Below are 24,396 nucleotides of genomic sequence, written 5' to 3'. Positions count from 1 at the left end.
TTTTGCCCAAGCCAAACAGGGAGATTTTAGGCAGATGTTTCAGCAGCCTGCGTTTCAAGGGTAGAAATTTGCGCTTGATACGATGCGACCATGGCTTGTTTCGCCTGAACATCTTGAGCACTCTTTTCATCACCACTTGATTTTTGTTGTGCCGCTGCGATCTCTTTTTCGAGTGCAGCAATTTTTTTCTCTAACGCTTCGATTTGTGCATCAATGCTGTCACTGCTACTTGTTGATGCACTACTGGTTCCAGAAGTGGCACTTGCGCCCCCGCTTTGGCTACTACTTTCACTTGTTGTCGAACTTTCAGTTGAACTCTCTTCGCTGGTGCTCGTTGAGCTGTTACTGCTGGATGCGGCTAACGCTTTTGCTTCATCGGAAATTTCAACGGTGTCTACAGGTAGACTGCTCGAACTGGTTGTACTCTCGTCTTCTTCTTCATTCGTTGAAGTTAAGAGTGCTGAACTACTACTGGCGGTATTTTGATCGACCAGAACTTGGGATGAATACGATGTGTTAATGGTGCTCATGACCATCTCCTTTAGTTTTCATTTGCCCCCGTTAACCATATCGGGTATTCTTCAAAAAAATGAAGGAAAAACAGTTCAAAAGAGACCTTACATGTAAAGAAATTTCACGTTACATGTAAGGATTTTTAACCCAATTTACTCATGATGTTTAAGATGTCGCCGGTCTTTTCTTCGATCTCTTCAACATCTTTGGTGAGACTGTTCATCTCTTTGGCGTTGTGACTCATTTTAGCCGAGCTATCGACGATGCCGCCCACGATAACCCCAATGGTTGCTTGGATTTGCGTCAGAGAGTGGCTGGTTTTATCGGCAAGTTCGCGAATATTATCGGCAACAACGGCAAATCCACGCCCGTGATCGCCTGCACGCGCCGCTTCGATGGCAGCATTGAGTGCCAGCAAATTGGTCTGATCGGCAATATCGCCAATCATATTTAAAATATCATTCGCCTCTTTCGCGTTGTGAGTTAGCGTGCTTAATGTATCGGCAAGATGTTGCTGAATCGAGCCCATCTCTTGCATCGACATGGTCGTTTTTTTCACAATACGATTGAGATCACTCAAAGGTTCATTTTTGATGGTCGCAACCGAATCGGCGAGGTGCTTAGCATTTTCATGCAGCTTTGCACTCTGTTCAGCATTTTCACTGATCATTGAAGAGAGCGCACTTCCTAGCGCATTCACCCCTTCGACCAACTCTTGAAGCTCACCATGGGTTTGAATGGAAATCGGCTGGCTAAAATCCCCGTTTTGGAAATTTTTCAAAGAGACCAGTGTTGCATCCATCACTTCATTGACTTTGGCGATCATCCCATCGATCTCGTACGAGAGGCGATTGGTCAAAAAGTTTGATGAGACATACGAAGTTTTGTTCTCCATGTAGCCTTTGGACATTTTAGAGCAGATGATGAGCACTTCGCCCACGACACGCACATCATCCAAACGAAGCTTTTCAAAATCTTTAAACGTCTTATCGATCACGCGAATGGTTGAACCTATCTCATCCGTCGACGCATCTTCCAACTGGAAATCGATCACATTCTTTTTATTGGTCACATAAAGCCCAAAATCCTCCACATAACGCTTCAAATCCGCCATACGACGACCAATGAGTTTTTGACTCAAATAGCGTGAAAAGAGAGAAAAGACAATGACGACCGCCAAAAGAATCAGGCTGTTGCGCACCACCATCTCCAAAAGTGCCTCATCCAGTTTTTGCTTCTCTTTTTCAACTAAAGCATCAATATCATCGGCATACACACCCGTTCCAATGATCCAACCCCATGGCTTAAAGGCTTCGACAAAAGAGATTTTTGCTTGAGGCGTGTTAAAGCCTGGTTTTTCCCACTGATAATTCACCACGCCTTTTCCCTTTTTGGAAGCCACATCCACCATCTCGTTAAATAAAAACTTACCCGCAGGATCTTTTGATCGGCTCAAGTCAGAACCATCTAAGGCTGGTTTAATCGGGTGCATGACCATCTTAGGAGCAAAATCGTTAATCCAAAAGTAGCCATCTTCGCCAAAACGAAGCTGTTTAACGGCCATTTTGGCTTTTTCTTGATACGCTTTAAGAACCTCTGGTGCCTCTTTTTCAGGCTCTTTTTGCAGTGCCTCGTAAAATGAATTGACCACATGATGCGCAATTTTGACCTTGTCGGAGAGCGCTTCTACTTTTTCACGTGCCATGATCGCGCGAATCCCCTCCAAGCGTTCATCGGCCTCTTTTTGCATCAAAACGACCACAACCACGGTCGAGATCACCGCTGTGAGCACCAACGAGATCACCAGCAACAAGGTTACTTTAAATTGAATGCTTAACTGTCTCATTTTTGCCTCTCACTTGCGCGCATGATGGCGTAAAGTTGGGTGTATTTTTCGACCTCATCTTTGCTTGCCATTTTTCGTACAGAGAGGTAATGCTCTTTACCAAAAGGAAAGATGGTGGCGTAAACCCAGTAAAATTTACCGCTTTTTGTACGGTTTTTGACAAATCCTTGCCAAACATTGCCTTGTTTCAGACTCTCCCAAAGCTCTTTAAAGGTCGCTTTGGGCATATCGGGATGGCGAATCATATTGTGGGGTTTTCCAATGAGCTCTTCCAAGCTATACTCAGAAAATTTGACAAAGGTTTCATCCGCATACACAATATTTCCCTTCGCATCTGTTTCGGAGACCAACAAAGAGGTTTCATCCAGCAAAATCTCATCACCTACGGTTTGCATCTGTCTATTCCTTAAACGCTTCTTTGATTTGAGTATAAGGTGTGTTTGGTTTAAAGATGATTAAACCTCTACTCCACCCATCGTTATTTACCTACTATTAATCCCAATATGTTACAATTTATTCATATTATAATCACCTCTAAGGAATGCTGATGTTTTTACTCAATAAGAAGATCTTTCTTTTGGTCACGTGCCTTGCTCTTGGCACTCAAAGTTATGCGGAAGAGGCAAAAAAACAGCCTTCCCCTGCCACTACAAATGCGCCTGCTCCTGCTGTGGATGTCTACAAAATCACTGCGGCAAAAGAAGAGGCACTGAGCTTGCAATACCCTGGTAAAACCATCAGTTCGCAAAGTGTGACGATCAAAGCACGTACCAATGGTATTTTGATGAAGAAATTCTTCAACGAAGGTGATTTTGTCAAAGAGGGCGATGTACTCTATAAAATCGAGCCAGATAGCTATGAAGCAGCGCTCAATCTTGCCAAAGCCAACGTGAATTCTCTGGATGTTCAACTGCAAAAAGCGTCTAAAGATTGGGATCGAATCAAAGCCCTTTATGAATCAGGTGCTTCGAGTGAGCAAGAAAAAGACAGTGCGTATTGGACCTATGAAGGGGCCAAAGCGAGTCTTGCGAGTGCTAAAGCATCCTTGCAAACGGCGAGCATTAATTTAGATCGTACCACCATTAAAGCCACAATGAGCGGTATGACAGGACTGAAGCAAGTCGATGTAGGAGCCCTTGTCACCGATGGCACGGCGTTAGTTGACATCACGCAAATCACCCCTTTACATGTAGAGTTTTCCATCCCCGACATTGATGTGATGAAGCAAAAATACAACATCAAAAATGGCAAATGGTCCAACCCCGCAGAGGGTAAACTCAAAGCCTCTTTACAGATTGGCGATGCAAAATTTAAAGAGATGGGTGTCATAGACTTTTTAGACAGCTCACTCAATGCCAAAACTGGCTCACTCAAAGCGCGAGCGACGTTTAAAAACGAAGGCAAAGAGCTGCTTCCAAACCAATTTGTCAAGGTCAATCTTGTGGGCTTAACCCGCAACAACGTCATCAAAGTGCCACAAAAAGCGGTGCTTCAAAACCCACTTGGCACCGTTGTCTTTGTTGTTGAAGAGGGCAAAGCAGTGGTTAAACCTGTAAAAATGGGCGAAGCAAGTGAGAATGACTACGTGATAGAAAGCGGTCTTAAAGAGGGCGATGTGGTCATCGTCAATAACTTCTTTAGAATCAAAGCGGGAGCACCTGTGAAGGTGGATAAAGTGATCAACGAAGAGGCAAAATAATGTTTTCGAAGTTTTTTATCAACCGCCCTATTTTTGCAACCGTTGTGTCGATTGTGATTATTTTGGCGGGTGTCATTGCGATCAAATCGCTGCCTATTCAAGAGTATCCTAGCATCGCACCTCCGCAGATCATCGTCTCTGCAACCTATCCAGGTGCGGATGCGCAAACCATTGCAACGACGGTGGCCGCACCTTTGGAAGAGGAGATCAATGGTGTGCCCAATATGCTCTACATGACCACCACCGCCTCTCCCAGTGGTAATGTAAGCATCAACGTCTATTTTCAAATTGGATCGGATGTCGCACAAGCCAAAGTCGATGTGAATAACCGTGTGCAAATCGCCACCAACAAACTCCCCGAAGCAGTGCGCAAGCAAGGTGTTTCCACCAGAGAGCGCTCTCCTGACATCCTCAAAGTTTTAACACTTACCTCCAAAGACAATTCGCACGATACAACGTTTATCTCCAATTACGCGCTTGTCAACATCGTGGATGATCTTAAGCGCATCCCCGGCATCGGTGATGTGACCATTTTTGGAAATAAAAACTACGCAATTCGCGTCTGGATCAAGCCTGATAAATTATCAACCTACGATCTAACCACCGCGGAAGTGATCAATGCGATCAAAAGCCAAAATGAGCAGTACGCCGCAGGTCAAATCGGACAAGAGCCGATGGCAAAACAACCCACCTATACCTACACGGTGAAAACCGATGGCAGACTTAAAAATGCCAGCGAATTTGAGAAAATCATCATCAAATCCAACAGCGATGGCTCCTCTTTAAAACTAGGAGATGTTGCCAACGTCGAACTGGGCGTTGAGTCGTACTATTTTAGCGGTATTTTTAACAACAAACCGATGATCCCTATTGGTATTTTCTTAGCCTCAGGCGCCAATGCACTGGAAGTTTCTGATCTTTTAGAGCAAAAATTGGCGGAGATTTCACCCAACTTCCCGAGCGATCTTGAAATTGACACGGCGTATGATCCGACCATTTTCGTACGCGAATCGATCCACGAAGTGATCTTTACGTTGATCCTCTCTATTGCGCTTGTTGTGGGTATTATCTACCTCTTTTTGGGCAATTTGCGCGCGACGTTTATTCCCGTTCTTGCCATTCCTGTCTCCATCATTGGAACCTTTGCAGGCTTTTATATTGCGGGTTTTTCGATCAACCTGCTAACCCTCTTTGGTTTGACCCTAGCCATTGGTCTGGTCGTTGATGATGCGATTGTCGTCATTGAGAACGTTGAGCGTATTTTGCGGGAAGAAGAAGAGCTCAGTGTCAAAGATGCGACGATTAAGGCGATGAAAGAGATCACCAGTCCTGTTATCGCCATCGTGATGGTTTTATGTGCGGTCTTCGTTCCCGCTGCGTTTATGGGTGGTTTTAGCGGTACGATGTACAAGCAATTTGCGATGACCGTCATCATCTCCGTTACCATCTCAGGTATCGTGGCATTGACCTTAACGCCAGCGCTTTGTGCCCTGCTTTTGCGTAAACATGAGAGTGCACCGTTTTGGCTTATTCAAAAATTTAACGACTTTTTTGAAGTGGGAACGCAACTTTTCTCAACCGGAGTGCGCAAAACGATTCGCTTTGGTGTCATGAACATTGCGATTTTTGGTATCCTCATTGCTGCGATTTTCCTTATCACCGCACGTATTCCTACAGGTTTGGTTCCGAACGAAGACAAAGGTATGATCCTTATCATCAACAACCTTATGCCAGGTGCTTCACTGGATCGAACGCAAAAGGTCAGCCAACAAGTCAGTGACTTTGCCTTTACCAACCCAGATGTCATTCGTGTGGGAGCGATGTCGGGGCTTGATTTTATTATCAATGCGTATAAAACCGATTCGGGTATTAGCTTTATTCGTCTTCGTCCTTGGGATGAAAGACCCAACGCAGATCAAACTTCGCAAGCGATTGCGGGTAAAATGATGGGTGGTCTGTCTCAAAATAAAGAGGCATTTTTGATCGCCGTAACACCACCACCGATTATGGTATGAGTACCACAGGTGGCTTTGAGATGTTTGTGCAAGATCGAACGGGCGGGAACATTCAAGTGCTTGATGGTTATGTAAAAGAGATCCTCGCTAAAGCGGCGGAACGAAAAGAGCTCTCTGCGATGCGTTCGACCATCAACACCAATGTGCCGCAATTTCTCATCAACGTTGACACCGAAAAAGCGAAATCGCTGGGTGTCGATACTGCGGACATCTTTACTACCATTCAAGCGACTTTTGGCAATACTTACACCAACGACTTTAACCTCTTTGGGCGAACGTATCATGTCAATGTTCAAAGTGACAGCACCTTTAGAGAAGGGACGGAAAATTACAACGATGTTTTTGTCAAATCCAGCGAAGGAAGGCTCATCCCGATCAGCTCCCTTGCGAGTATTAAGCGCATCGTTGGCCCTTCGATTGTTCAAAAGTTCAACATGTTCCAAGCCGCGCAAATTTCAGGTCAGCCAAGTCCTGGCTACAGTTCAGGTGACGCGCTTCGCATCATCGAAGAGGTCGCAAAAAGTGTGCTTCCAAACGGCTACACCATCGCTTGGTCAGGTACGTCGTACCAAGAAAAATTGCTTGAAAAAAGTGGCAATACCGCTTTCATCTATGCGATCATCTTTGTTTTCTTGATCTTGGCGGCACTGTATGAGAGCTGGACGATTCCATTTGCAATCGTTTTAGCCGTTCCATTCGCACTTTTGGGCGCGGCACTCGCGGTTTATTTTAGAGATTTGCAAAATGACATCTACTTCCAAGTGGGGCTTGTAACACTTGTGGGGCTTTCGTCCAAAAACGCGATTTTGATGGTGGAATTTGCGATGCAAAAGCTTCATGATGGCTACAGTTTGATCGATGCTACGATTGAGGGGGCGCGCATTCGTTTCCGACCAATCGTTATGACCTCATTTGCGTTTATCGCAGGAACCTTGCCACTGGCTCTCAGTACAGGAGCGGGTGCCAATAGCCGTCATATCATCGGAACAACAGTTGTGGGTGGTATGATTACATTGACGTTGATCGGTACGTTTTTTGTACCGCTCTTTTTCTACCTCATTATGAAAACGAAAGAAAAGTTTACCAAAAAAGGAGTCGTTCATGACTCGTAGCATTACCCTTTTATCCTTTGTCACCATCCTTTTTTTGGGTGGATGTTCGCTCAAGCCTGAGCTTAATGTTCCGCAAATGGAGCAACCCAAAAGTACCCAAGAAGCTTTACATGTAAACAAAGAGTGGTGGAAGCAATTTAACGATGCCAAGCTCAATGCCCTCGTGGATGAAGCACTCCTTGGCAGTGATGATCTAAAGCTTTCAGCGCTCAAAGTGCTTAAAGCGCGCCAAACGTATGGACTGAACACGGCTAATGAACTCCCAACGCTCAATGCTAATGCCAGTAACACGCGTCAAAAAACCAGCGATGAGGCGTATTCAACGAAAAACAAGGGAGCGGAGTATTCCGATTTTGCTATGAGTGGCACGCTCTCTTATGAGATCGACTTTTGGGGACGCCTTTCTAATCAGAGTGAATCCAGCTGGTCGCTCTACTTAGCCACGCAAGCCGCGCGTGAGACGGTTCGCAATACCCTCATCCACGATGTGATCAGCGCTTACTTTAACCTAGCCTCCCTGCAAGCGCGAATGCGTGTGTTAGAACAAACCGCCCAAGCCTATAAAGAGAATTATGAGTTTCGCTCCAAACAGCAAAAAGCAGGCACGATCAGCGACGTCTTAGCCAACCAAGCTTTAGCACAGTACAACAATGCCAAAGCCTCTCAAAATAGCTTGATGGAGAGTTTTGCGCTGCAAAAAAGTGCTTTAGCTATCTTGGTCGGCAAAAGCCCGCAAGCACTTTTTGAGGATTCCAAACTGGAAGCAACTCTTCCTAGCGCATTGGTCATTCCACAAGGAGTCCCTTCCACACTCATGGAAAATCGCCCTGATATTAAAGAGTCACTGGAGAATCTCAAAAGTAAAAATGCGCTCATTGGGGTTGAAAAAGCCGCTTATTTCCCGACGATTAGCCTAACAGGCAGTTACGGTCAACAAAGCGATGATCTAGGCAACATCCTCAAATCCAGTGCGAATCGTTGGAGCTTGGGACCAAGCCTTAGCGTGCCGATTTTTGATTTTGGGCGTATCAAACAGCGTGTCTCCATCTCTGAAACCGATTTGCAATCGTCTTTAGTAAGCTACGAGCAAACCGTGAAAAAAGCGTATAAAGAGGTGCATGACGCCCTTGCAAAAGAGAATCTAGCCCAAAGCCGCCTTGTCTTTCAACAAGAAGAGCTCAAAGCCTACCAAAAAGTGTTAGACCTCTCGACCAAACGTTTCAATCAAGGCGTTGCGAACCAACTTGAAGTCTTAGACGCACAAAAAGGGGTGCTCAGTAGCACGCTTAGTGTCATCGCAACCCAGCAAGCTCTTTTGACCGACCAAGCCGAACTCTTTAAAGCCCTCGGCGGCGGTTGGAATGAAGCTGAACTTTTACATGTAAACTAAAGGAGTGAAAATGAGCCTACTGTTAAGCCCTTACGAAGAGAACGGACTCTCCCTTAAAAACCGCGTGGTGATGGCACCGATGTGCATGTATAAAGCCGAAAGTGATGGCGAAGTCACCCCGTTTCACCTCGTGCATTACACGACGCGCGCAATCGGAGGTGTGGGGTTGATTATTGTCGAGGCCACAGCGGTTGAAGCGCGTGGTCGCATCAGTGAGACCGACCTGGGTCTTTGGGATGATGCGCAAGTGCCAGGGCATCAACAGTTGGTTCAGTTGTGCCATGAATACGGTGCCAAAATGGGCATACAACTAGCACACGCAGGGCGTAAAAGTATCTGTGCTTCTTCCACACCTGTCGCTCCTAGTGCCCTTGCATTTAGTGCAACCAATGGCTACAAACTTCCGCATGAACTCAGCCTTGAAGAGATGGAGAACGTCAAAAAACACTTTGTGCAAGCTGCCCTTCGCGCGACGTATGCAGGGTATGAGTTCCTTGAACTGCACGCCGCACATGGTTATCTGTTGTGCGAATTTTTATCGCCTCTTTCCAACCAACGCACCGACAAATACGGTGGCAGTTTGGAAAACCGTTGTGCATTTGTCCTCGAAGTGGCGCAAGCGATCTTAGATGCGACCAAGGACGTGCCTCTGTTTGTGCGCATTAGTGCGGATGAATGGATGGAAAAAGGGTGGAGTGCTGAAGAGAGTATTTACCTTTCAAAACAGCTTCAAAGCATTGGTGTTGCGATGATTCACGTCTCAGCTGGTGGCAATAATGAAGCGCAGAAAATGCCTCCGCTTGTTCCCCTCTATCAAGCTGCTTACGCCAAAGTGATTCGTGAAAGTGTTGAAATTCCAACGATTGCCGTCGGGCTCATTACCACTGCCGTTGAAGGCGAAAAGCTATTAGCAGGTGGTTTTTGTGATTTGGTCGCGTACGGTAGAGAACTGCTTCGCAACCCCAATTTTGTCTTTTTCGCTGCCAAAGAAGAGAGGAAAAAAGCGCTGATTGAGCCTTCGTATTTAAGAGCCTTTTAGCGTTACATGTAAAGTATTTTAGGCGATGTTTTTTTAAACCGTCTGATAGTACAATAACGCAATTATCACCACAAGGGTTAAGCAAGGATGCGAAAAGAGCTCAAGTACGAATTAAAATACGGCAGAATTCATCCCCTAACCGAACTGCCCGATCGTCAGCGCTTTGTCAACACCCTTGCAAACTCAACCGCCAATAAACTCGCTCTCCTCAATGTCAATGGCTTTTGGAACTTCAACCACTCCTTTGGCTACGAGGTCGGCGATCAAATCTTAAAAACCATCTCTCAAAGGCTGCAACGTCGCTTCTCAGGAGCCGTCGTTTTTCACTTGGGTGCCGATCTTTTTGCGATTCTTGCGGGAAAAGAGGTTGCGCTGGAGCACTTCTTGCAAAACATCGAATCATGCCTCTGGTATTTTGGTTACTCACCCATCGAAGTGGCGAATGAGCGCATCTACACACCGCTTCGCATCGGTGTTGCCATCGGGTATGACGACCTTTTTCTCAACGCTGAATTTGCAATCAAACAGGCTAAACGCATTGGTAAAGATTTGATGGTTTACGATGCTGCGATTCCTTCGTTGTGCACGCCCCAATCCACTGCAAGAGCCGATGTCGAGTGGGAACGGACGATTCGCGAAGGGCTGAAAAAAGGGCGTTTTGATGTCTTTGCGCAAAGTATCGAAGGGGGCAAAATCCCCAAGTTTGAGTGCTTGGTGCGTCTGCATCACCCCGATGGGCGCATTATCTCGCCGTATCTTTTTTTAGAGCATGCCAAACGTGCCAATCTCTATGGCGCGATCACCAAAATCGTCATCCAAAAATCGTTTGCTTTTTTTGCTGACAAACACGCCGAATTTTCGATCAACCTCGCACTCAGCGATATATTGGACCAAAATCGCATCGACTTTTTGTTTGAGAAAATGTATGAATTTAACGTAGCAGAACGCTTGACCGTTGAAGTCACCGAGGGCGAAGGCATCGAAAATCACCCCGAAGTCATCTCGTTTTTAAGCTCACTCAAAAGCCAAGGGGTCAAAATCGCCATCGATGATTTTGGAACAGGCTACTCGAACTTTGAATATCTGGTCAAACTCCAAGCCGATTTCATCAAGATCGATGGCAGTCTCATCAAAAATATCCACAAAAACGCCATCCACAAAGCCGTCGTCGAAACCATGGTCACCTTCGCACAAAAAATGCGCATGCAAACCGTCGCAGAATTCGTCGCAAACGAAGAGATATACCTTACATGTAAAGAGCTGGGAATTGACTATTTTCAAGGGTACCATTTCAGCGAACCTAAACCGTTTGCGAGTTTAGTGCTTCGGTAAACTGTTTACATGTAAAGAAATTAGAGAATAAAAACCTCACGGCATTGCTACGCTCTGCATAAAACTCCAAATTTTACTCCAAGCTTATTGCCACAATTCGATACTCTATGCCCGTATGGCTTCATCCCAGTTTCGTAACTATAAATTAACCCAAGAAGTGTAAATTTATAATGAATCAACAAAACCATTATGAAAGGATTTTCAATGACACATGAATCTAAAGAAACGATCAAAAGTTTCGACCAAACGTTACCGCGTAGAGTGTTTTTTAAAAGTGTGGCTTTTTTGAGTTTACTGACATTCTCAACGATGCCACTGTATGCCAAAGGTACCAAAGAGCAATTTAAGTATCAATCCACACCTAACAATGGTCAGTCCTGTAAAGGGTGTATGCATTTTGAAGCTGAGAAGAAACAGTGTAAGCTTGTAGACGGAACAATCAACGGTGAAGGATGGTGTACATTATATAATGCGCCTCAAAAGTAGATTTACGTTCTAAAAGAGTGAAGCCAAATAGTGGGCGACATTTACTTTATTTGAAAAAATAAAAAATTTACGCCCAAGGCTTGAATTTAGAGTGTGGATTTCCACTTTTTAGGGTCTATTGTTTTAAAGACGGGAGCTAAATTTTTAACTTTCTTAATTTTCCTGTTTCCATGGCAGGAATGTGAACTGATAAGCTATTGCATTTTTGCTATACTTCCTTAAGAAAAATGAACATGAATGATAGGCGGAGGGAAGCAGTGAAAAAAGATGCGATTTTGGTGTACTTGAAAAATCACAAAGATGAATTTGCCCAAAAATACCACATTTCAAACATTGCCCTCTTTGGCTCATTTGCACGAGATGAAAACCGTGATGACAGCGACATCGATATAGCCATAGACACGAGTCTGAGTGATTATTTTTTGCTTTATGATTTCAAAGAGCGTTTAGAAAAAGCATTTGATACAAAAGTAGATGTCGTAAGACTGCGAGAGAAGATGAATCCTGCTCTAAAAAAGAGGATTTTAAGGGATGGCATCTATGTATGATAAAGAGCTCGTTCTCGATATTTTAGAGCAGATTATCGAAGCTATCATGATCGTACAAGAGCGATGTGCGTTTGCAACCTGTCAAAATGACTTTATGGACACCAAAGAGGGACAAGAAAAGTTAGACAGCATTTGTATGAAGCTCATCGCCATAGGTGAAAGTTTAAAAAACATCGACAAAATCACCGATAAAAAGCTTTTGACCGCTTACCCACAGATTGAGTGGAAAAAGATAAAAGGGATTCGAGATTTTATATCGCATCACTATTTTGATTTGGATGCAGAAATGATATTTGGTATTTGTAAAAACAATATTGCTGATGTGTTGATGGTGCTTAAGCAGATACAAAATGACTTGGGAAAAAAGCTTTAAAAAAGTCTCTACCCTATTTTTATGACGACCATTTCAGAAAACCCACCGCGTTTAAGAACTTAAAAAACTTTAAAAAACAAAGCTTCAAACATCACGTAAGCTTATGGAACACAACGTGCATAAACAGCTTAAAAAGGCACAATAAGATGGACGAAATTCGCGATCGATATGTCAGTTTTCATAACATCGACTGCTATGAAAATGCGACCCAAGTGTTAGATGCGATGTATGAGCTTTTTGAGCTTTACCCTGAAGCGAAAGATGGTTTGTGGATTCGTTTTGAGACGTTGATACCTAAAGATTACAAGGCTATTTTTGCTAAGCATGATTCTAAGGACATTTTGTACCACATCTGCTCGCATGTTTTTTATCTTTCGGCTCTTTTTGAAACGTATGCGTTTGAAAAAGGAATCGAATTGATGGAAAAAGCTGAAATGGAATGCTGTTAAAAATCCCTTAAAAAACCTCTCACACTTGCTATAATTGCTTTACTATTTTGCAGGAGTGAGCGATGGAGTATTACAGTTGGATTTTAACCTTTCACGTTATGTCGTTTATGTCATGGATGGCGATGCTTTTTTATCTGCCACGTCTTTTTGTCTACCATGTTGAACACGCACACAAAAGCGAATTTGTCGAAGTGGTAAAGATTCAAGAGTACAAAATCTATAAGTACATTGGTCTGCCTGCCTTTTGGGCAACACTTTTAAGCGGTGCAGCGATGCTGATCATCAACCCTATTTTATTTGAATCAGGCGAATGGCTTTACGCTAAATTAACGGTAGTTGCGCTTTTAACCGCTTACTCCTTTTCATTGGAATACTACCGTGTGCAGTTGGAAAACGATGAATGCACGCAAAGTGGCAAATTCTTCCGTGCGTACAATGAAGTGCCAACCTTGCTCTCTATTTTGATCGTCGCTTACGTTGTGGTCAAAACGTTTTCACTGCTTTTTACCTCCATCACGGTCGCCTTTTTTGCCTTTGTCATTTACATGATTTTCCAGCAACCGAAACATAAAGGATGATTTTCCCTTTTATCGCTTAAATAGCGTTACATGTAAACATAATGTGATGTATTACATTACTATTCAGTGAAATTGGAATGTATTGCATTTTTAGCTTTATACATTTTTGTATCCGCCTCAACCATCAAGTTATCAACCCTGCTCTCTTTGTCGCCCATTGCCATACCGATGGACACACCCAAGATTTTGGCATTGCCTTGAAATAAGAAGGGCTCTTTTAAGGCTTCTGCACACTTCGTTGCAACAAGACGTGCAGCGTTGCGTGCAGAGGATACATCACTCTCAAGGTCGCTGAGTAAAATCACAAATTCATCCCCTCCCACGCGTGCTAACGTATCGCTCTCGCGTATCAACGCCGAAAACCGCTTCGCCACTTCAATCAATGCTTGATCTCCTGCACTATGCCCCAAAGAGTCATTGATCGCCTTAAATCCATCCAAATCCATAAAAAGCAGCGCTAGGCGAGTATTGTTTCGTGCGCACCGTGCCAAAGCTTGCTCCAACCGATCGACCATCAAAAAACGATTAGGCAGCTTGGTCAAGTAGTCATAGTGTGCGATCTCCCTCAGCTCTTTTTGACTCGCTAAAAGCATCGCCATCAAACGGTTAAAGGCAACCGTCAAATACCCCACTTCATCCATTCTTTTGATCGGCAGTGGTTTGAGAGGAACTTCGCCAAGAGACATTTTGTTTGCCAAAGAAGCCGACGTTCGAAGCGGTTTAAAAAAGAAAAATAGGAAAAGAAGAAGTATGGTTGGAACAATGATGAGACTAATGATATGAGCTTGGATCAGGGTTTTTTTAATATTATCTTCCATCACAAAAGCCTCTTTGGTCTGGATGCGAGAAACAACAAACCAGTCGGTATTGGGAATGGAGGCAATCGCTGATAACTCTTCAATACCATCGGTGTTGATCGTAATGCCACTGCCTCTAAAACCCTCCAACGCTTTGTCATGCAAGAGGTTTTTCCCTTTTGGAGGCGTGGGTTTGAGTATCAGCTCTTTGTTCGCCGCTGCGATAAAAATTTGCTGTTTCGCATCAATCAGCAAGAAACCGCCTGTCTTGCCAATGCGCCCATTGAGGACACGATTGAAAAACGTGGCATCGTAATACGTCATGCCTACCACGATGGCACGCACATGCCCCAAATCATCTTTGATCGGCATCGCCATAGGAAGAACAGGCTCGTTTAAACGCTTACTGACCTTCAGCGTTCCAATCACAAACTCTTGGGTAAACGCACGCTTAAAAAAATCATCGTGCGCATAGGCTTTTTCACCCTCTGCTATTTCAGCCCCCGTCCCTGCGATCAAACTTCCCTCTTCATTGAGCACAAACAAAGCACTGGAGAAGAGCGGATTAAACCCATGCAACTCGCCAAGCCATCTTTGAAGTTGACTTGGACTTTCAAGCAATCCTAAAGGCATGTGAGAAGCGATGTGTGAAAGCAACGTTTTGCGAACATCTATATCATGCGTGATCTCTTTAGCCGCCTCGTTGGCAAGCGCTTCTTGATGAATCGAAATAATTTTAAAAAGATTTGAATGGATGGTATTGACGGAGAGGTAATACCGTGTTAATCCCCCAATAAGAATCATAACACATGCAAATAAAATAACCCTCGCAATAATGCTATTTTTAATTTTATCAAAACTATCGTATTTCAGCGTAAACACGGCACCTCTTTTGAACATAATACGTAAGACTTACTCTCACTAAACTATGAGTTTAAGGCTGTTATTCTACTTGTCTGTACCTTAATTCACAAAGAAAATACAAAGCTATAGTTAAACCTATTGGGTTGATATTATAAATAAATTTTCCAAAATGTAATTAAATGGTAATACTCTTTTCTTAGGATTATTAGCAAATTTGGATTTGATCACACAAAGGGGATTTTATGATTCGCTACAGTCGCTATGCTTTGCTCTCTTTGACTTTATCTGCCACCCTGTTACATGCAACTGATTTTACAATTGCAAGCAACACAACGAGTACAAGTGCTATCAGTATTCTAACAGGAACAAGCACTGTTACGCTTCAAGAAGATGCAACACTTTTGGTGAGTTCAGGAAGGGCTATTGATAGTAGCGCTGGAACACCCAATATTACTATTTCGATCGCCGAAGGTGCTGTGATAGAAGCTTCAGGAGGTAGCTCTTCAGAAGCAATCCGTTTTGATCGAGCCGCTACTACGTTTATTCTTAATAACGAAGGTTCCATCATTCAAAGTGGTACGGCACTTGATGGTAGTCGTGCTATTAAAGCCGATAAAAACTTTTCAGTAGGTGGCACTATTAGCAATGGCTCTGCCATCGGTTCTTCTGCTTTAATTTCTGCAAGCAATAATGATGCAATCCGCATTGGTAGCAATGTGACATTAAATAACTATGGAACAATTATTTCTACAGGTATCGTCAATACGAAAGATGCAGATGGCTCGCATGATGATATTAGTGCTTACGACGGTGTTGCAGTAGAAGATGATAGAACCAATGCCGTTATTAACAATTGGGGTACGATTAGTGGTCCTCGTCATGGTATTGATTTGGGCGATGGGAGTAGCGCTACGATCACCAACTATGCAACAGGCGTTATTACAGGCAATAATGGCTCAGGTGTTGGCAGTGATAGTACCGCAACCGTCATAAACTATGGAACCATTACAGGAAGTTATGCAGGAGCAGGGAACGTTTACACAGGAAATGATCCGACATCCCTTAACGGCGACGGTGACGGTGTTGACATTGATGGTATTGCGACCATTACCAACTATGGAACGATTCAAGGCTTAGGTGCGGGTGGTGTGGATTCATCAGGTTATGCCAACGGTGCTGAAGGAATTGCTGCGGGTGGCGGTACGATTACCAATTATGCAGGAGCAACCATTTACGGACAATCGGTTGGTATTTTAATTGATGATGGTGCCAATGGTACGGTAATGAGTTCAGGCAGAGGAACCTCGACTGCAGTGGGAGGAGTCGTTACCATTACGAACAGCGGTACGATTCAAGGAGCAACCAAAGCGGCGATTGGATTGGTTGGGGATTATGATGATGTGATTGTCAATAACGCTACGGGTGTCATAATCGGAGGAAGCAGTGCCGTTTTGGTCGATGCACTCTCATCCACAACCGCAGGTGCGGCGATTCAAATGGGAGCTGGAGACGATACTTTAACCAATTACGGAACTATTACGGGGCAAAATGGACTTGCGATTGATCTGGGGAATGGCGATGATACGCTGTCTCTCTTAGGGGGCACGATTAGTGGAACGATTGTGGGAGGATTGGGTGATGATACGGTTGTTTTAGGCAGTGCCCAAACCTTGAGTGCTCGTACATCGCTCAGTGGATTTGAAAATTTGACAACGCAAAGCGGCGCGATTCTTGAAACACACTTAAGTGGAACGTCTGCTGAGACACTCAGTTTTTCGGGTACGGTTACATTAGCCGATGGAACTATCATTAAACCTGTCATTGTGGGCAGTGTCTCAAACGGTCTGAATTCCACCATTTTATCGGCAGGAACGCTAAATACGAATGTTTCTCAGCTCCGTATCCTAGACACCTCAGCCCTTGTTAATTTTTCACTGAGCCAAACAGGCAATGATCTTATCGTGACATCTACCTACGATACCACAACGCTCAATGCGATGAGTTCCAACAATCAAGCACTTTTGAACGCACTGGGTTCCGATGAATCCTCATCGCTCTTAAGCAGCCTCTATGCGCTCTCCTCAAACGAAGAGGTTAAAAATGCGATGAAACAGCTCAGCCCAACGACTAATAATAGCGTTGCACAAACCGTTAATGTCGCTCAAAATACACTCTTTGGAGCCTTTTCACACCGAATGAACAATATCAGCTCGCCAACACAAAGCGGTCTTTCTGCGGGGGATGAAGCGGAGGGAACCTACTGGATGGAGATATTGGGCAATACGGCGAAACAAAAGAGTTACAAAGGAGCGGATGGGTACCGAGTAGATGCCGTGGGCGTTGCACTTGGGCATGAACAAGAGCTAAGCTCCACAGAGATTTTTGGACTCTCTGGGGGATACACGGGGGCTAAAAGTTACGGCAGAGATGAAAGCCAAGGGGATAATACCTCCGTTAACTCTTTACATGTAGGCGCTTATTATGGAAAAACCGAGCAGGATTATACGCTCAACAGTTCGGTGATTGGAACCTTTAACCACTACGATGGCAGACGTGTCGTCTCCTTTTCTGGCTTTGATGAGACTGAAGAGAGCTCGTACAACGGCTACGCTCTTGGAGCTTTAGTTGAAGTAGGTTTCCCTATACAAGGTGGTTTTAAACCTTTGATAGGCGCTCAATACAGCTACAACTGGACGCAAAGCTATACTGAGAAAGGAGGCTCGGGAGCGTTACATGTAAACGCCAATGACGCCTCTTCAATTAAGAGTATTGTAGGAGCAGAATATGCGTATCGCGATGGCAATGCCGCAACTTATCTTGTAGGACTTCGTTACTTGCATGAATTTGCCGATGAAGCCACCACAACAGCAGGATTTATCAGCGGCAGTTCAACCTTTAGCGTCACCAATGCCGAAGCACCAAGAGATGCGGTGCAATTAGACCTCTCATATGAATGTTTACGAGACAAAGAAAACACGGTTCGCATTGGTTACACACTAGAAGCTAAAGAGGATTATCTTGCGCATCAATTGAGTTTAAGAATGACCTTCTAATTTCCACCAGATCCAGAGGCAGATGCATCGTATGGTCTGCCTCCACTTCGATGATACGCGCTTTTTTCGAACTCACATACCCTGCTACAAACTCCTGCGCCAACAAAGGCGGCACAACCCTGTCTTTTTGACCGACAATATGAATCTGAGCAATTGTAGAGAGTTTAGCATGCTCATCTCTAGGATCAAGAGAGAGCACAAGAGGTGAAACGTGATGATACGCGCTCCACGCACTTACGTCCAAAGGCGAAGCCACACTTATCAGCAAACTGACATCATTGCGCCTTATCGCTAAAAGTGCCGCCATCGTTCCCCCACCCGAATAGCCCACCAAAATAATCTCAGAGTAACTGTAGCGTGCTTTGATGTTGGAGATTGCTTCATTCATCATCACAACCCATTTTTGCGCAAACCGTCCGTCTGTCCAGTCGCTGACACTGCACGCTTTGAGCTCTATTTCATTCAAGTATTGGCATGGACGCGCAAGATAGAGCACATTGTCCGCATGAATGGACGTAGCCAATCTCCAACCCACAGGATCATGCGGTGTGGGGTTAGAAGAAGGAATGGAAGCACTTTTCCACGCATGCCCATCGCCTTCGATCACGATCCAAAGAGGCTCTGTGGCATTGAGATGGCGATGTTGCGCTTTTAAGGGAAGCGGTGTGGGAATTGATTCAGGGGTAAAAAAAGGAGCTTGAAGTGATGCGATCGAAAGCGAAGTGCTCGTGCAACCAGCCAACAGAGCCATACACAAAAGAGAAAGAAATGCTTTCATGTTAATGCAACGATTGCCCGACCACATAACCAGAAGCCCACGCAAAGTGAAGGTTAAACCCACCGCAATCGCCATCGATGTCCAACACTTCGCCGCAAAAATAGAGATTGGGTATCTTTTTTGACATCAGATTTTTAGCATCCAGTTCTCTCACATCCACGCCACCTGCGCACACTTCGGCACTTTCAAACCCTTTGGTCGCCTTTACATGTAAACGCAATGCCTTCAACGCAAAGACGATCTTTTTGATCTCTTTTGCACCCAGTGTTGAGGCTTCTTTGATATGCGCTATTTTTGTGTTTTCGATGATAAAATGGGCTAATTTTTTAGGGATCATCCCCTCAAGCCACAATGAGAGCGATTTGTCTTTGGCAACACTCAGTCTTTTTTGAAGCAGTGAGGTCAGTGCTTCACGCGAAAGCGTGGGCAAAAGATCGAGCACGACATGCACGGATTCATGGCTAACTAACGCATGCGATGCTTTGCGGCTTAGATCTAAAATCGCCGAACCTGAAAGTCCATAGGCGGTAAAGAGCAGATCGCCTTGCACGCTTTGGCATTTTTGATTGTCGATGTAAAGCTCCACAGTCGCGTCCATCTTCACACCACTCACCTCTTTGAGATGCGGCTCATCGCAGACAAACTGCACTAAGGAAGGGTACGGCTCAATGACGCTGTGTCCCAAGGTTTTTGCAAAACCATACCCACTGCCAGAACTTCCCAGAGTGGGCATAGCAACACTTCCCGTGGCGATCACGCAGGCATCGAAAACATGCGTTTGAGCGTTTACATGTAAAACAAATTCGGCGCTTTTTTTCTCGATTTTGCTGACTTCGCACTCAAGCACAATGTTTACATGTAAAGACCTCACTTCATGCAAAAGCATGTCAACCACACTCGAAGCTTGATGGCTCATCGGGTAAAGACGGCCCTCTTCACCCTCGCGCATTTCCAGTCCTAACGTGCGAAAAAACGTTTTACATGTAAAGGTGTCAAAACGTCTCAGCGCCTCTTTGGCAAAGCTTGCAGATGCGCCATGGTAACGTTCGATGCTGATCTTTTCATTGGAGATATTGCATTTGCCATTGCCCGTGGCGAGGATTTTGCGCCCGACTTTGCTGTTCTTCTCAAACAGCGTAACGCTATGTCCTTTGCGGGAAGCTTCGATGGCGCACACAAGCCCAGACGCTCCCGCTCCAATGATGGCAACACGACTCATAAAAGCTTCATACCTTCATCGTTCACTTCAAGTTTTTTCGCCTCAATGAGTTTGGTAAGAGCACGTTTATACGCCTTACGACTCAGCCCAAAACGATCTGAAATAAGCTCAGGCGTGCTCTTGTAATTCATCTCGCAAGCACCTCCCGTGAGGCTTAGAATCTCAACGATTTTAGCGGCTGCGACTTCATCGCTTTTATCGCCAATAGGACGCAACACGATGTCCAGTTTGCCATCTTTGCGAAGGGTTTTAATGTAACCCACTTTTTCATCACCGACTTCAATGTTCTCAAAAATCTCATTGTGAAAAATGAGCCCATCGTAAAGATTGTTGACGATCACTTTAAAGCCAAGCGGAGTTCGCTCGCGCACCAATACGGTCACTTCTTGTTTGAGCTTCAACGCACTCAACTCTTTTTTTAAAAAGTCATTGTACTTTTGAGAGCCAATGATGCGCCCCGTCTCATCGTCCAAACAGACCTGAACGATCACCTTCATACCCACGTAAAACGGAAACTTTTGAAGCGCTTTGGGAACAAGCAGATCTTTAGGCAAGCCCCAGTCCAAAAAAGCACCAAAGGGCGTTACGTCGACCACTTCAAAACAGCCAAATTGATCCAACATCGCCTTGGGAAACGTGGTACTTGCCACGATGCGATCTTCCGAGTCAAAGTAAACAAATACATCGATCTCGTCGCCCTCTTTCATCGCGTAACTCACGTATTGGTTGGGCATGAGGACTTCGTCTTTGTCTTCACAGATCAGGTAAACGCCGTTGTCGGTATAACGGTTGATTTTGAGACGATTCTTTTCGCCTACAAGCAAGTATCGGTTCATTTGTCCTCGATTATTTTACAGCGATCGTGCATATCGCTCAGTTCCATATTTAAAGCGCGCGTCGAGATCATCACTTCCCAAAGGGAGATAAACAGCGAAATGCACATCGCAATCAAACTGAGTCCAAAAATTTTTTTTCCTAACTCTAAAATGCCCAAGAAAAGATCAAACATCGAGAAAGTGCAAAGTAAGATGGAAAGTACGCCGAAAAATTGCATCCATTTGGTCAGTTCCAAACGGTGTTTGAGGCTTTGGATTTGTTTGTACTCTTCACAATTTTCGCGCTCGCTGGATTGTCGATGCAACATCCGTACAAGTTGCGCAACGGCTAAGAAACGGTTGGTGTACGCCAATAAAAGAAGCGAAACGGCGGGAAATAAAAGTGCGGGGGTTGAAATTTCAATCTCCATGGTTATCCTTTACAAAATGTCCTTTTATTGTACCTTAAAACGGCTTGCGGCAAACCAAACTTTATGCTTTCCTGCGCTATAATCTAGTCATTTTAAAGAGACGAAAACGATACGAATGTTTGAAAATATTGCACAAATGCTTTGCTCTAAAGAGAAGTTATTGACCGAAATTTATTTTGATCTTCAGCTCTTTTTTGAAGAAAAATACGGCAAAAATACGATTGTCTTTATGGAAATCGGCTCTTTTTTCGAAACCTACGAAGTCAACAACGAAACCCACCAAATCGGCAAAGCCAAAGAGGTGAGCGAACTTCTCAACATTCAACTCACGCGTAAAAACAAATCCATTTTAGAAAACTCCGTGCAAAATCCTCTGCTTGCGGGCATTCCCGCCGTTTCGCTCGATCGCTATTTGAGCCGTTTTGGTTCAGGCTAAAAAATACACGATCGTCTTAGTACGTCAAAAAGGCGAACCGCCTCACGTCAAACGCTACATCTCCAATATCATCAGCCCCGGAACCAATTTCGATTACGTCATCGAATCGAGCGAAAACTACCTCGTTTCCTTGCTGATCGACTGCAACCATCACATTTATTCCGTCGGCTACAGCGCCATCGACGTCAGTACGGGCAAAACCGTTATCAACGAAGTTCACGGCACAAGAGAAGATAAAACCTACGCGCTCGATGAAATTTTCAACCTTTTACAAACCTACAAAACATCCGAAATCGTCCTCACGTTCAATACCGAGAGCATCGATAAAGAGTGGGTGCAAAACTACCTTGAAATCACGTCGAGCGTCTCGCACAGCTTCAACACAGAACGCCTTAAAGTTGCCTACCAGAACGAACTTTTCGGGCGCATTTACGCGATTCGCTCTTTGCTCTCTCCCATCGAATACCTCGACATCGAACGCTATCCTTACGCCAGCGAATCGTTGGCGATTTTGTGCGATTTCATCATCGAGCACGATGCCGGCATTATCGAAAAGATGAGCCGACCGATCCTTCTTGGAAACAGCCGTTACCTCTACATCGGCAATAACGCGCTCGAACAACTGGGGGTTATTTCGCGCAATCCTTCCGAAATGACCCTACTGAACCTCATCGACCAGACCTCCACCGCTATCGGCAAACGGCTTTTAAAAGAACGCCTTTTAAACCCTATTTGCGATCTTAAAACGCTTCAAGAGCGTTTCGATCTGAGCGCGCAACTGATGAATGATTATAAAAAATTTGAAATTGCGCTCAAACAAGTGTACGATTTGGAGCGCATTTTAAGACGCATCGCGCTCAAAAAGCTGCACCCTTTGGAGCTCGATTACCTCGCCACGTCGCTCGAATCGCTTTTGAGCATTTTGCGCGAAGCGGAACTGAAACAAATGGCGATTCCCAAAAACCTTTTTGACGAAAGCGAAGCCCTGCTTTGCATGCTCCAAAAAACGTTCGTGTTGGACGTATGCGCAAAATTTCGCAAAGACCAGATCAACGAAAACCTGTTTCAAAGCGGCATCTTTCCGCAAATCGATAAAATCGAACACGCTAAAAGCGAGCGTATGAAGGCACTCGAACGTATTGCCGAGCATATCGAAAGCTTTTTCGACGAGAGCCAGCGCACGACACTCAGCATCGAATGGTTAGAGAGCGAGGGGCATTATATTTCGATCAGTAAAAACCGTTTTGCCCTCATTGAAGACAAACTGATGCAAAGTTTTATCACGATAGGCGAACAGCACTACTTTTTCAAAGATTTTACGTTTCGCCGACTGAAAAACAGCGTCAAAATCTCCGCCTCTTTGATCGAGGAAATCTCCCACGAAATCACGCTAAACAATGTTCAAATGATCGCCTTGGTTAAACAACGCTATGATGAAATACTCGAAAAAATCGAGACCCATTACGCCTTAAGTTTAGAGCATCTCATCTCCTTTGTCGGAACCCTCGACGTCGCGCTCAGTAACGCCAAATGCGCCGTTTTATACAACTACGTGCGCCCCGAAGTATTACCGATGCAAGAGAAGAACCGCTTTATCGAAGTCGTGGGGCTTCGCCATCCTTTGATCGAATCGCGCGAAGAAAACGGCATTTACATTCCCAACGATCTTTTTCTAGGCTCGATCACCCCTTCGATCACGCACGATCACGTCACCATCGAAGCATGTTCGAGCGATGCGGTACAGGGCATTTTGCTTTACGGGATCAATTCTAGCGGTAAATCATCCTTGATGAAGAGTTTAGGCATTGCCGTCATTATGGCGCAATCGGGCTTTTTCGTTCCTTGCGCTTCGATGCGTTTTAACGTTTTTGATAAGATTTTTACGCGCATCATGAGCCACGACAATCTCTATAAAGGGCTTTCGACGTTTACGGTGGAGATGTTGGAGCTCAAAAATATTTTCAATCGCGCCACGCCCTACTCGCTCGTTTTGGGTGATGAAATCAGTCACGGAACCGAAACCGAATCGGCCCTCGCCATCGTGGCAAGCAGTATTCAAAAAATGCACGTTCTAGGCTCCGCGTTCGTATTTGCCACGCATTTGCATCAACTCACCCGACTGACGATCATCGGTGCGCTTAAAAACGTGATCGCCCTGCATTTAGGCGTGAGCTACGACGAAGAGCACGATACGCTTCTGTACAACCGCAAATTGGAAATCGGTAGCGGTAGCTCGCTCTACGGTTTGGAATTTGCCAAATCGCTTCATATGGACGCCGATTTTATTAAAACCGCTTACGAAATTCGCAACCGATTGGCAAACGAATTGGGCGAAGTCGAACTGTTAAAACAGAAAAAACGTAGCAAATACAATAAAAACCTCTATCTGGCAAAATGCGCACTCTGCGACGAGTATGTCGAAGAGGTCCACCACATCAAAGCCCAAGAGAGTGCAGATGAGCATGGCAACATCGAGCATTTTCACCAAAACCACCGCTACAACCTCATCCCGCTCTGCGCCAAACATCATAAAATGGTACACGAGGGAAAGATTGTCATTAGCGGTTTTGTGATGGGCAGTGACGGTTTAAAACTCCACTACGAAGAGAAGTAAAGAGTATTT

At 44.7% G+C, this 24,396-nt stretch carries 20 protein-coding genes and 1 pseudogene; 13 read left to right on the top strand and 8 right to left on the bottom strand.

Annotation, left to right across the window (positions count from 1 at the left end; translation table 11 throughout):
• Positions 1–26 precede the first annotated feature (26 nt).
• From SMUL_RS04135 to SMUL_RS04125, 3 genes are all read right to left on the bottom strand, one after another.
• A complete protein-coding gene (locus tag SMUL_RS04135; protein WP_025344002.1) occupies positions 27–530 on the bottom strand; it encodes a hypothetical protein in 504 nt (167 codons plus the stop codon).
• Between the two features lie 125 nt (positions 531–655).
• Entirely contained in the window at positions 656–2,359 is a 1,704-nt protein-coding gene (locus tag SMUL_RS17360; RefSeq protein WP_025344001.1) for a cache domain-containing protein, read from the bottom strand.
• Positions 2,356–2,754 (bottom strand): PAS domain-containing protein, encoded by a 399-nt coding sequence (locus SMUL_RS04125; RefSeq protein ID WP_025344000.1) that lies wholly within the window; start codon positions 2,752–2,754, stop codon positions 2,356–2,358. Before SMUL_RS04125 ends, SMUL_RS17360 begins: the two co-directional genes overlap by 4 nt.
• 152 nt (positions 2,755–2,906) lie before the next feature.
• Here SMUL_RS04125 and SMUL_RS04120 point away from each other — a divergent pair, with 152 nt between their 5' ends.
• The 11 genes from SMUL_RS04120 (at position 2,907) to hemJ (ending at position 13,380) form a co-directional block, all read left to right on the top strand.
• Positions 2,907–4,058: an efflux RND transporter periplasmic adaptor subunit gene (locus SMUL_RS04120; RefSeq protein WP_025343999.1), complete on the top strand. Its 1,152-nt coding sequence runs from the start codon at positions 2,907–2,909 to the stop codon at positions 4,056–4,058.
• Positions 4,058–6,073, top strand: coding sequence for an efflux RND transporter permease subunit (locus SMUL_RS17755; RefSeq protein WP_322785712.1), 2,016 nt, complete (start codon positions 4,058–4,060; stop codon positions 6,071–6,073). Before SMUL_RS04120 ends, SMUL_RS17755 begins: the two co-directional genes overlap by 1 nt.
• A complete protein-coding gene (locus SMUL_RS17750) occupies positions 6,070–7,185 on the top strand; it encodes an efflux RND transporter permease subunit (RefSeq protein WP_322785711.1) in 1,116 nt (371 codons plus the stop codon). The genes SMUL_RS17755 and SMUL_RS17750 overlap by 4 nt, the downstream gene beginning before the upstream one ends.
• Positions 7,175–8,575 carry an efflux transporter outer membrane subunit gene (locus tag SMUL_RS04110; protein WP_025343998.1) on the top strand — a complete coding sequence of 467 codons (1,401 nt, stop codon included), beginning with the start codon at positions 7,175–7,177 and terminating at the stop codon, positions 8,573–8,575. Before SMUL_RS17750 ends, SMUL_RS04110 begins: the two co-directional genes overlap by 11 nt.
• 10 nt (positions 8,576–8,585) lie before the next feature.
• Positions 8,586–9,614 carry an NADH:flavin oxidoreductase/NADH oxidase gene (locus SMUL_RS04105; RefSeq protein ID WP_025343997.1) on the top strand — a complete coding sequence of 343 codons (1,029 nt, stop codon included), beginning with the start codon at positions 8,586–8,588 and terminating at the stop codon, positions 9,612–9,614.
• An 87-nt stretch (positions 9,615–9,701) separates the two neighbouring features.
• Positions 9,702–10,946 carry an EAL domain-containing protein gene (locus tag SMUL_RS04100; protein ID WP_025343996.1) on the top strand — a complete coding sequence of 415 codons (1,245 nt, stop codon included), beginning with the start codon at positions 9,702–9,704 and terminating at the stop codon, positions 10,944–10,946.
• A gap of 204 nt (positions 10,947–11,150) precedes the next feature.
• Positions 11,151–11,432, top strand: coding sequence for a high-potential iron-sulfur protein (locus tag SMUL_RS04095; protein ID WP_025343995.1), 282 nt, complete (start codon positions 11,151–11,153; stop codon positions 11,430–11,432).
• 257 nt (positions 11,433–11,689) lie between these two features.
• Positions 11,690–11,980 (top strand): type VII toxin-antitoxin system MntA family adenylyltransferase antitoxin, encoded by a 291-nt coding sequence (gene mntA, locus SMUL_RS04090; RefSeq protein ID WP_025343994.1) that lies wholly within the window; start codon positions 11,690–11,692, stop codon positions 11,978–11,980.
• On the top strand, positions 11,964–12,353 hold the full coding sequence (locus tag SMUL_RS04085) for a HepT-like ribonuclease domain-containing protein (protein ID WP_223809765.1): 390 nt from the start codon (positions 11,964–11,966) through the stop codon (positions 12,351–12,353). The genes mntA and SMUL_RS04085 overlap by 17 nt, the downstream gene beginning before the upstream one ends.
• 146 nt (positions 12,354–12,499) lie before the next feature.
• Positions 12,500–12,802: a N(2)-fixation sustaining protein CowN gene (gene cowN / locus SMUL_RS04080; protein ID WP_025343992.1), complete on the top strand. Its 303-nt coding sequence runs from the start codon at positions 12,500–12,502 to the stop codon at positions 12,800–12,802.
• Positions 12,803–12,864: 62 nt separating this feature from the next.
• Positions 12,865–13,380 (top strand): protoporphyrinogen oxidase HemJ, encoded by a 516-nt coding sequence (gene hemJ, locus SMUL_RS04075; protein ID WP_025343991.1) that lies wholly within the window; start codon positions 12,865–12,867, stop codon positions 13,378–13,380.
• 59 nt (positions 13,381–13,439) lie between these two features.
• Here hemJ and SMUL_RS17645 read toward each other — a convergent pair whose 3' ends face one another.
• Complete coding sequence (locus tag SMUL_RS17645; protein ID WP_025343990.1) at positions 13,440–15,059, bottom strand: sensor domain-containing diguanylate cyclase; 1,620 nt, start codon at positions 15,057–15,059, stop codon at positions 13,440–13,442.
• 224 nt (positions 15,060–15,283) lie between these two features.
• Here SMUL_RS17645 and SMUL_RS04065 point away from each other — a divergent pair, with 224 nt between their 5' ends.
• Positions 15,284–18,094, top strand: coding sequence for an autotransporter outer membrane beta-barrel domain-containing protein (locus SMUL_RS04065; protein WP_025343989.1), 2,811 nt, complete (start codon positions 15,284–15,286; stop codon positions 18,092–18,094).
• On the opposite strand, the gene SMUL_RS04060 is transcribed toward SMUL_RS04065, so the two are convergent.
• From SMUL_RS04060 to SMUL_RS04045, 4 genes are read right to left on the bottom strand one after another with little or no spacing between them, the layout of a single operon-like run.
• Positions 18,045–18,872, bottom strand: a complete 828-nt coding sequence (locus SMUL_RS04060; protein ID WP_051492668.1) for a hypothetical protein — start codon at positions 18,870–18,872, stop codon at positions 18,045–18,047. The genes SMUL_RS04065 and SMUL_RS04060 overlap by 50 nt on opposite strands.
• Before the next feature lies 1 nt (position 18,873).
• Positions 18,874–20,091 (bottom strand): BaiN/RdsA family NAD(P)/FAD-dependent oxidoreductase, encoded by a 1,218-nt coding sequence (locus SMUL_RS04055; RefSeq protein ID WP_025343987.1) that lies wholly within the window; start codon positions 20,089–20,091, stop codon positions 18,874–18,876.
• Complete coding sequence (locus SMUL_RS04050) at positions 20,088–20,927, bottom strand: CvfB family protein (protein WP_025343986.1); 840 nt, start codon at positions 20,925–20,927, stop codon at positions 20,088–20,090. The genes SMUL_RS04055 and SMUL_RS04050 overlap by 4 nt, the downstream gene beginning before the upstream one ends.
• Positions 20,924–21,337, bottom strand: coding sequence for a DUF2721 domain-containing protein (locus tag SMUL_RS04045; RefSeq protein WP_025343985.1), 414 nt, complete (start codon positions 21,335–21,337; stop codon positions 20,924–20,926). Before SMUL_RS04045 ends, SMUL_RS04050 begins: the two co-directional genes overlap by 4 nt.
• A gap of 115 nt (positions 21,338–21,452) precedes the next feature.
• Between SMUL_RS04045 and SMUL_RS04040 the strand changes: the two are divergent.
• Positions 21,453–24,387 (top strand): annotated as a pseudogene (locus tag SMUL_RS04040) (MutS-related protein).
• Positions 24,388–24,396 lie beyond the last annotated feature (9 nt).

It is taken from the genome of Sulfurospirillum multivorans DSM 12446 (assembly GCF_000568815.1).
Lineage (GTDB): Bacteria > Campylobacterota > Campylobacteria > Campylobacterales > Sulfurospirillaceae > Sulfurospirillum > Sulfurospirillum multivorans.
The sequence above is the reverse complement of the archived record's forward strand: the minus strand, read 5'-3'. Positions and strand labels throughout refer to the sequence as shown.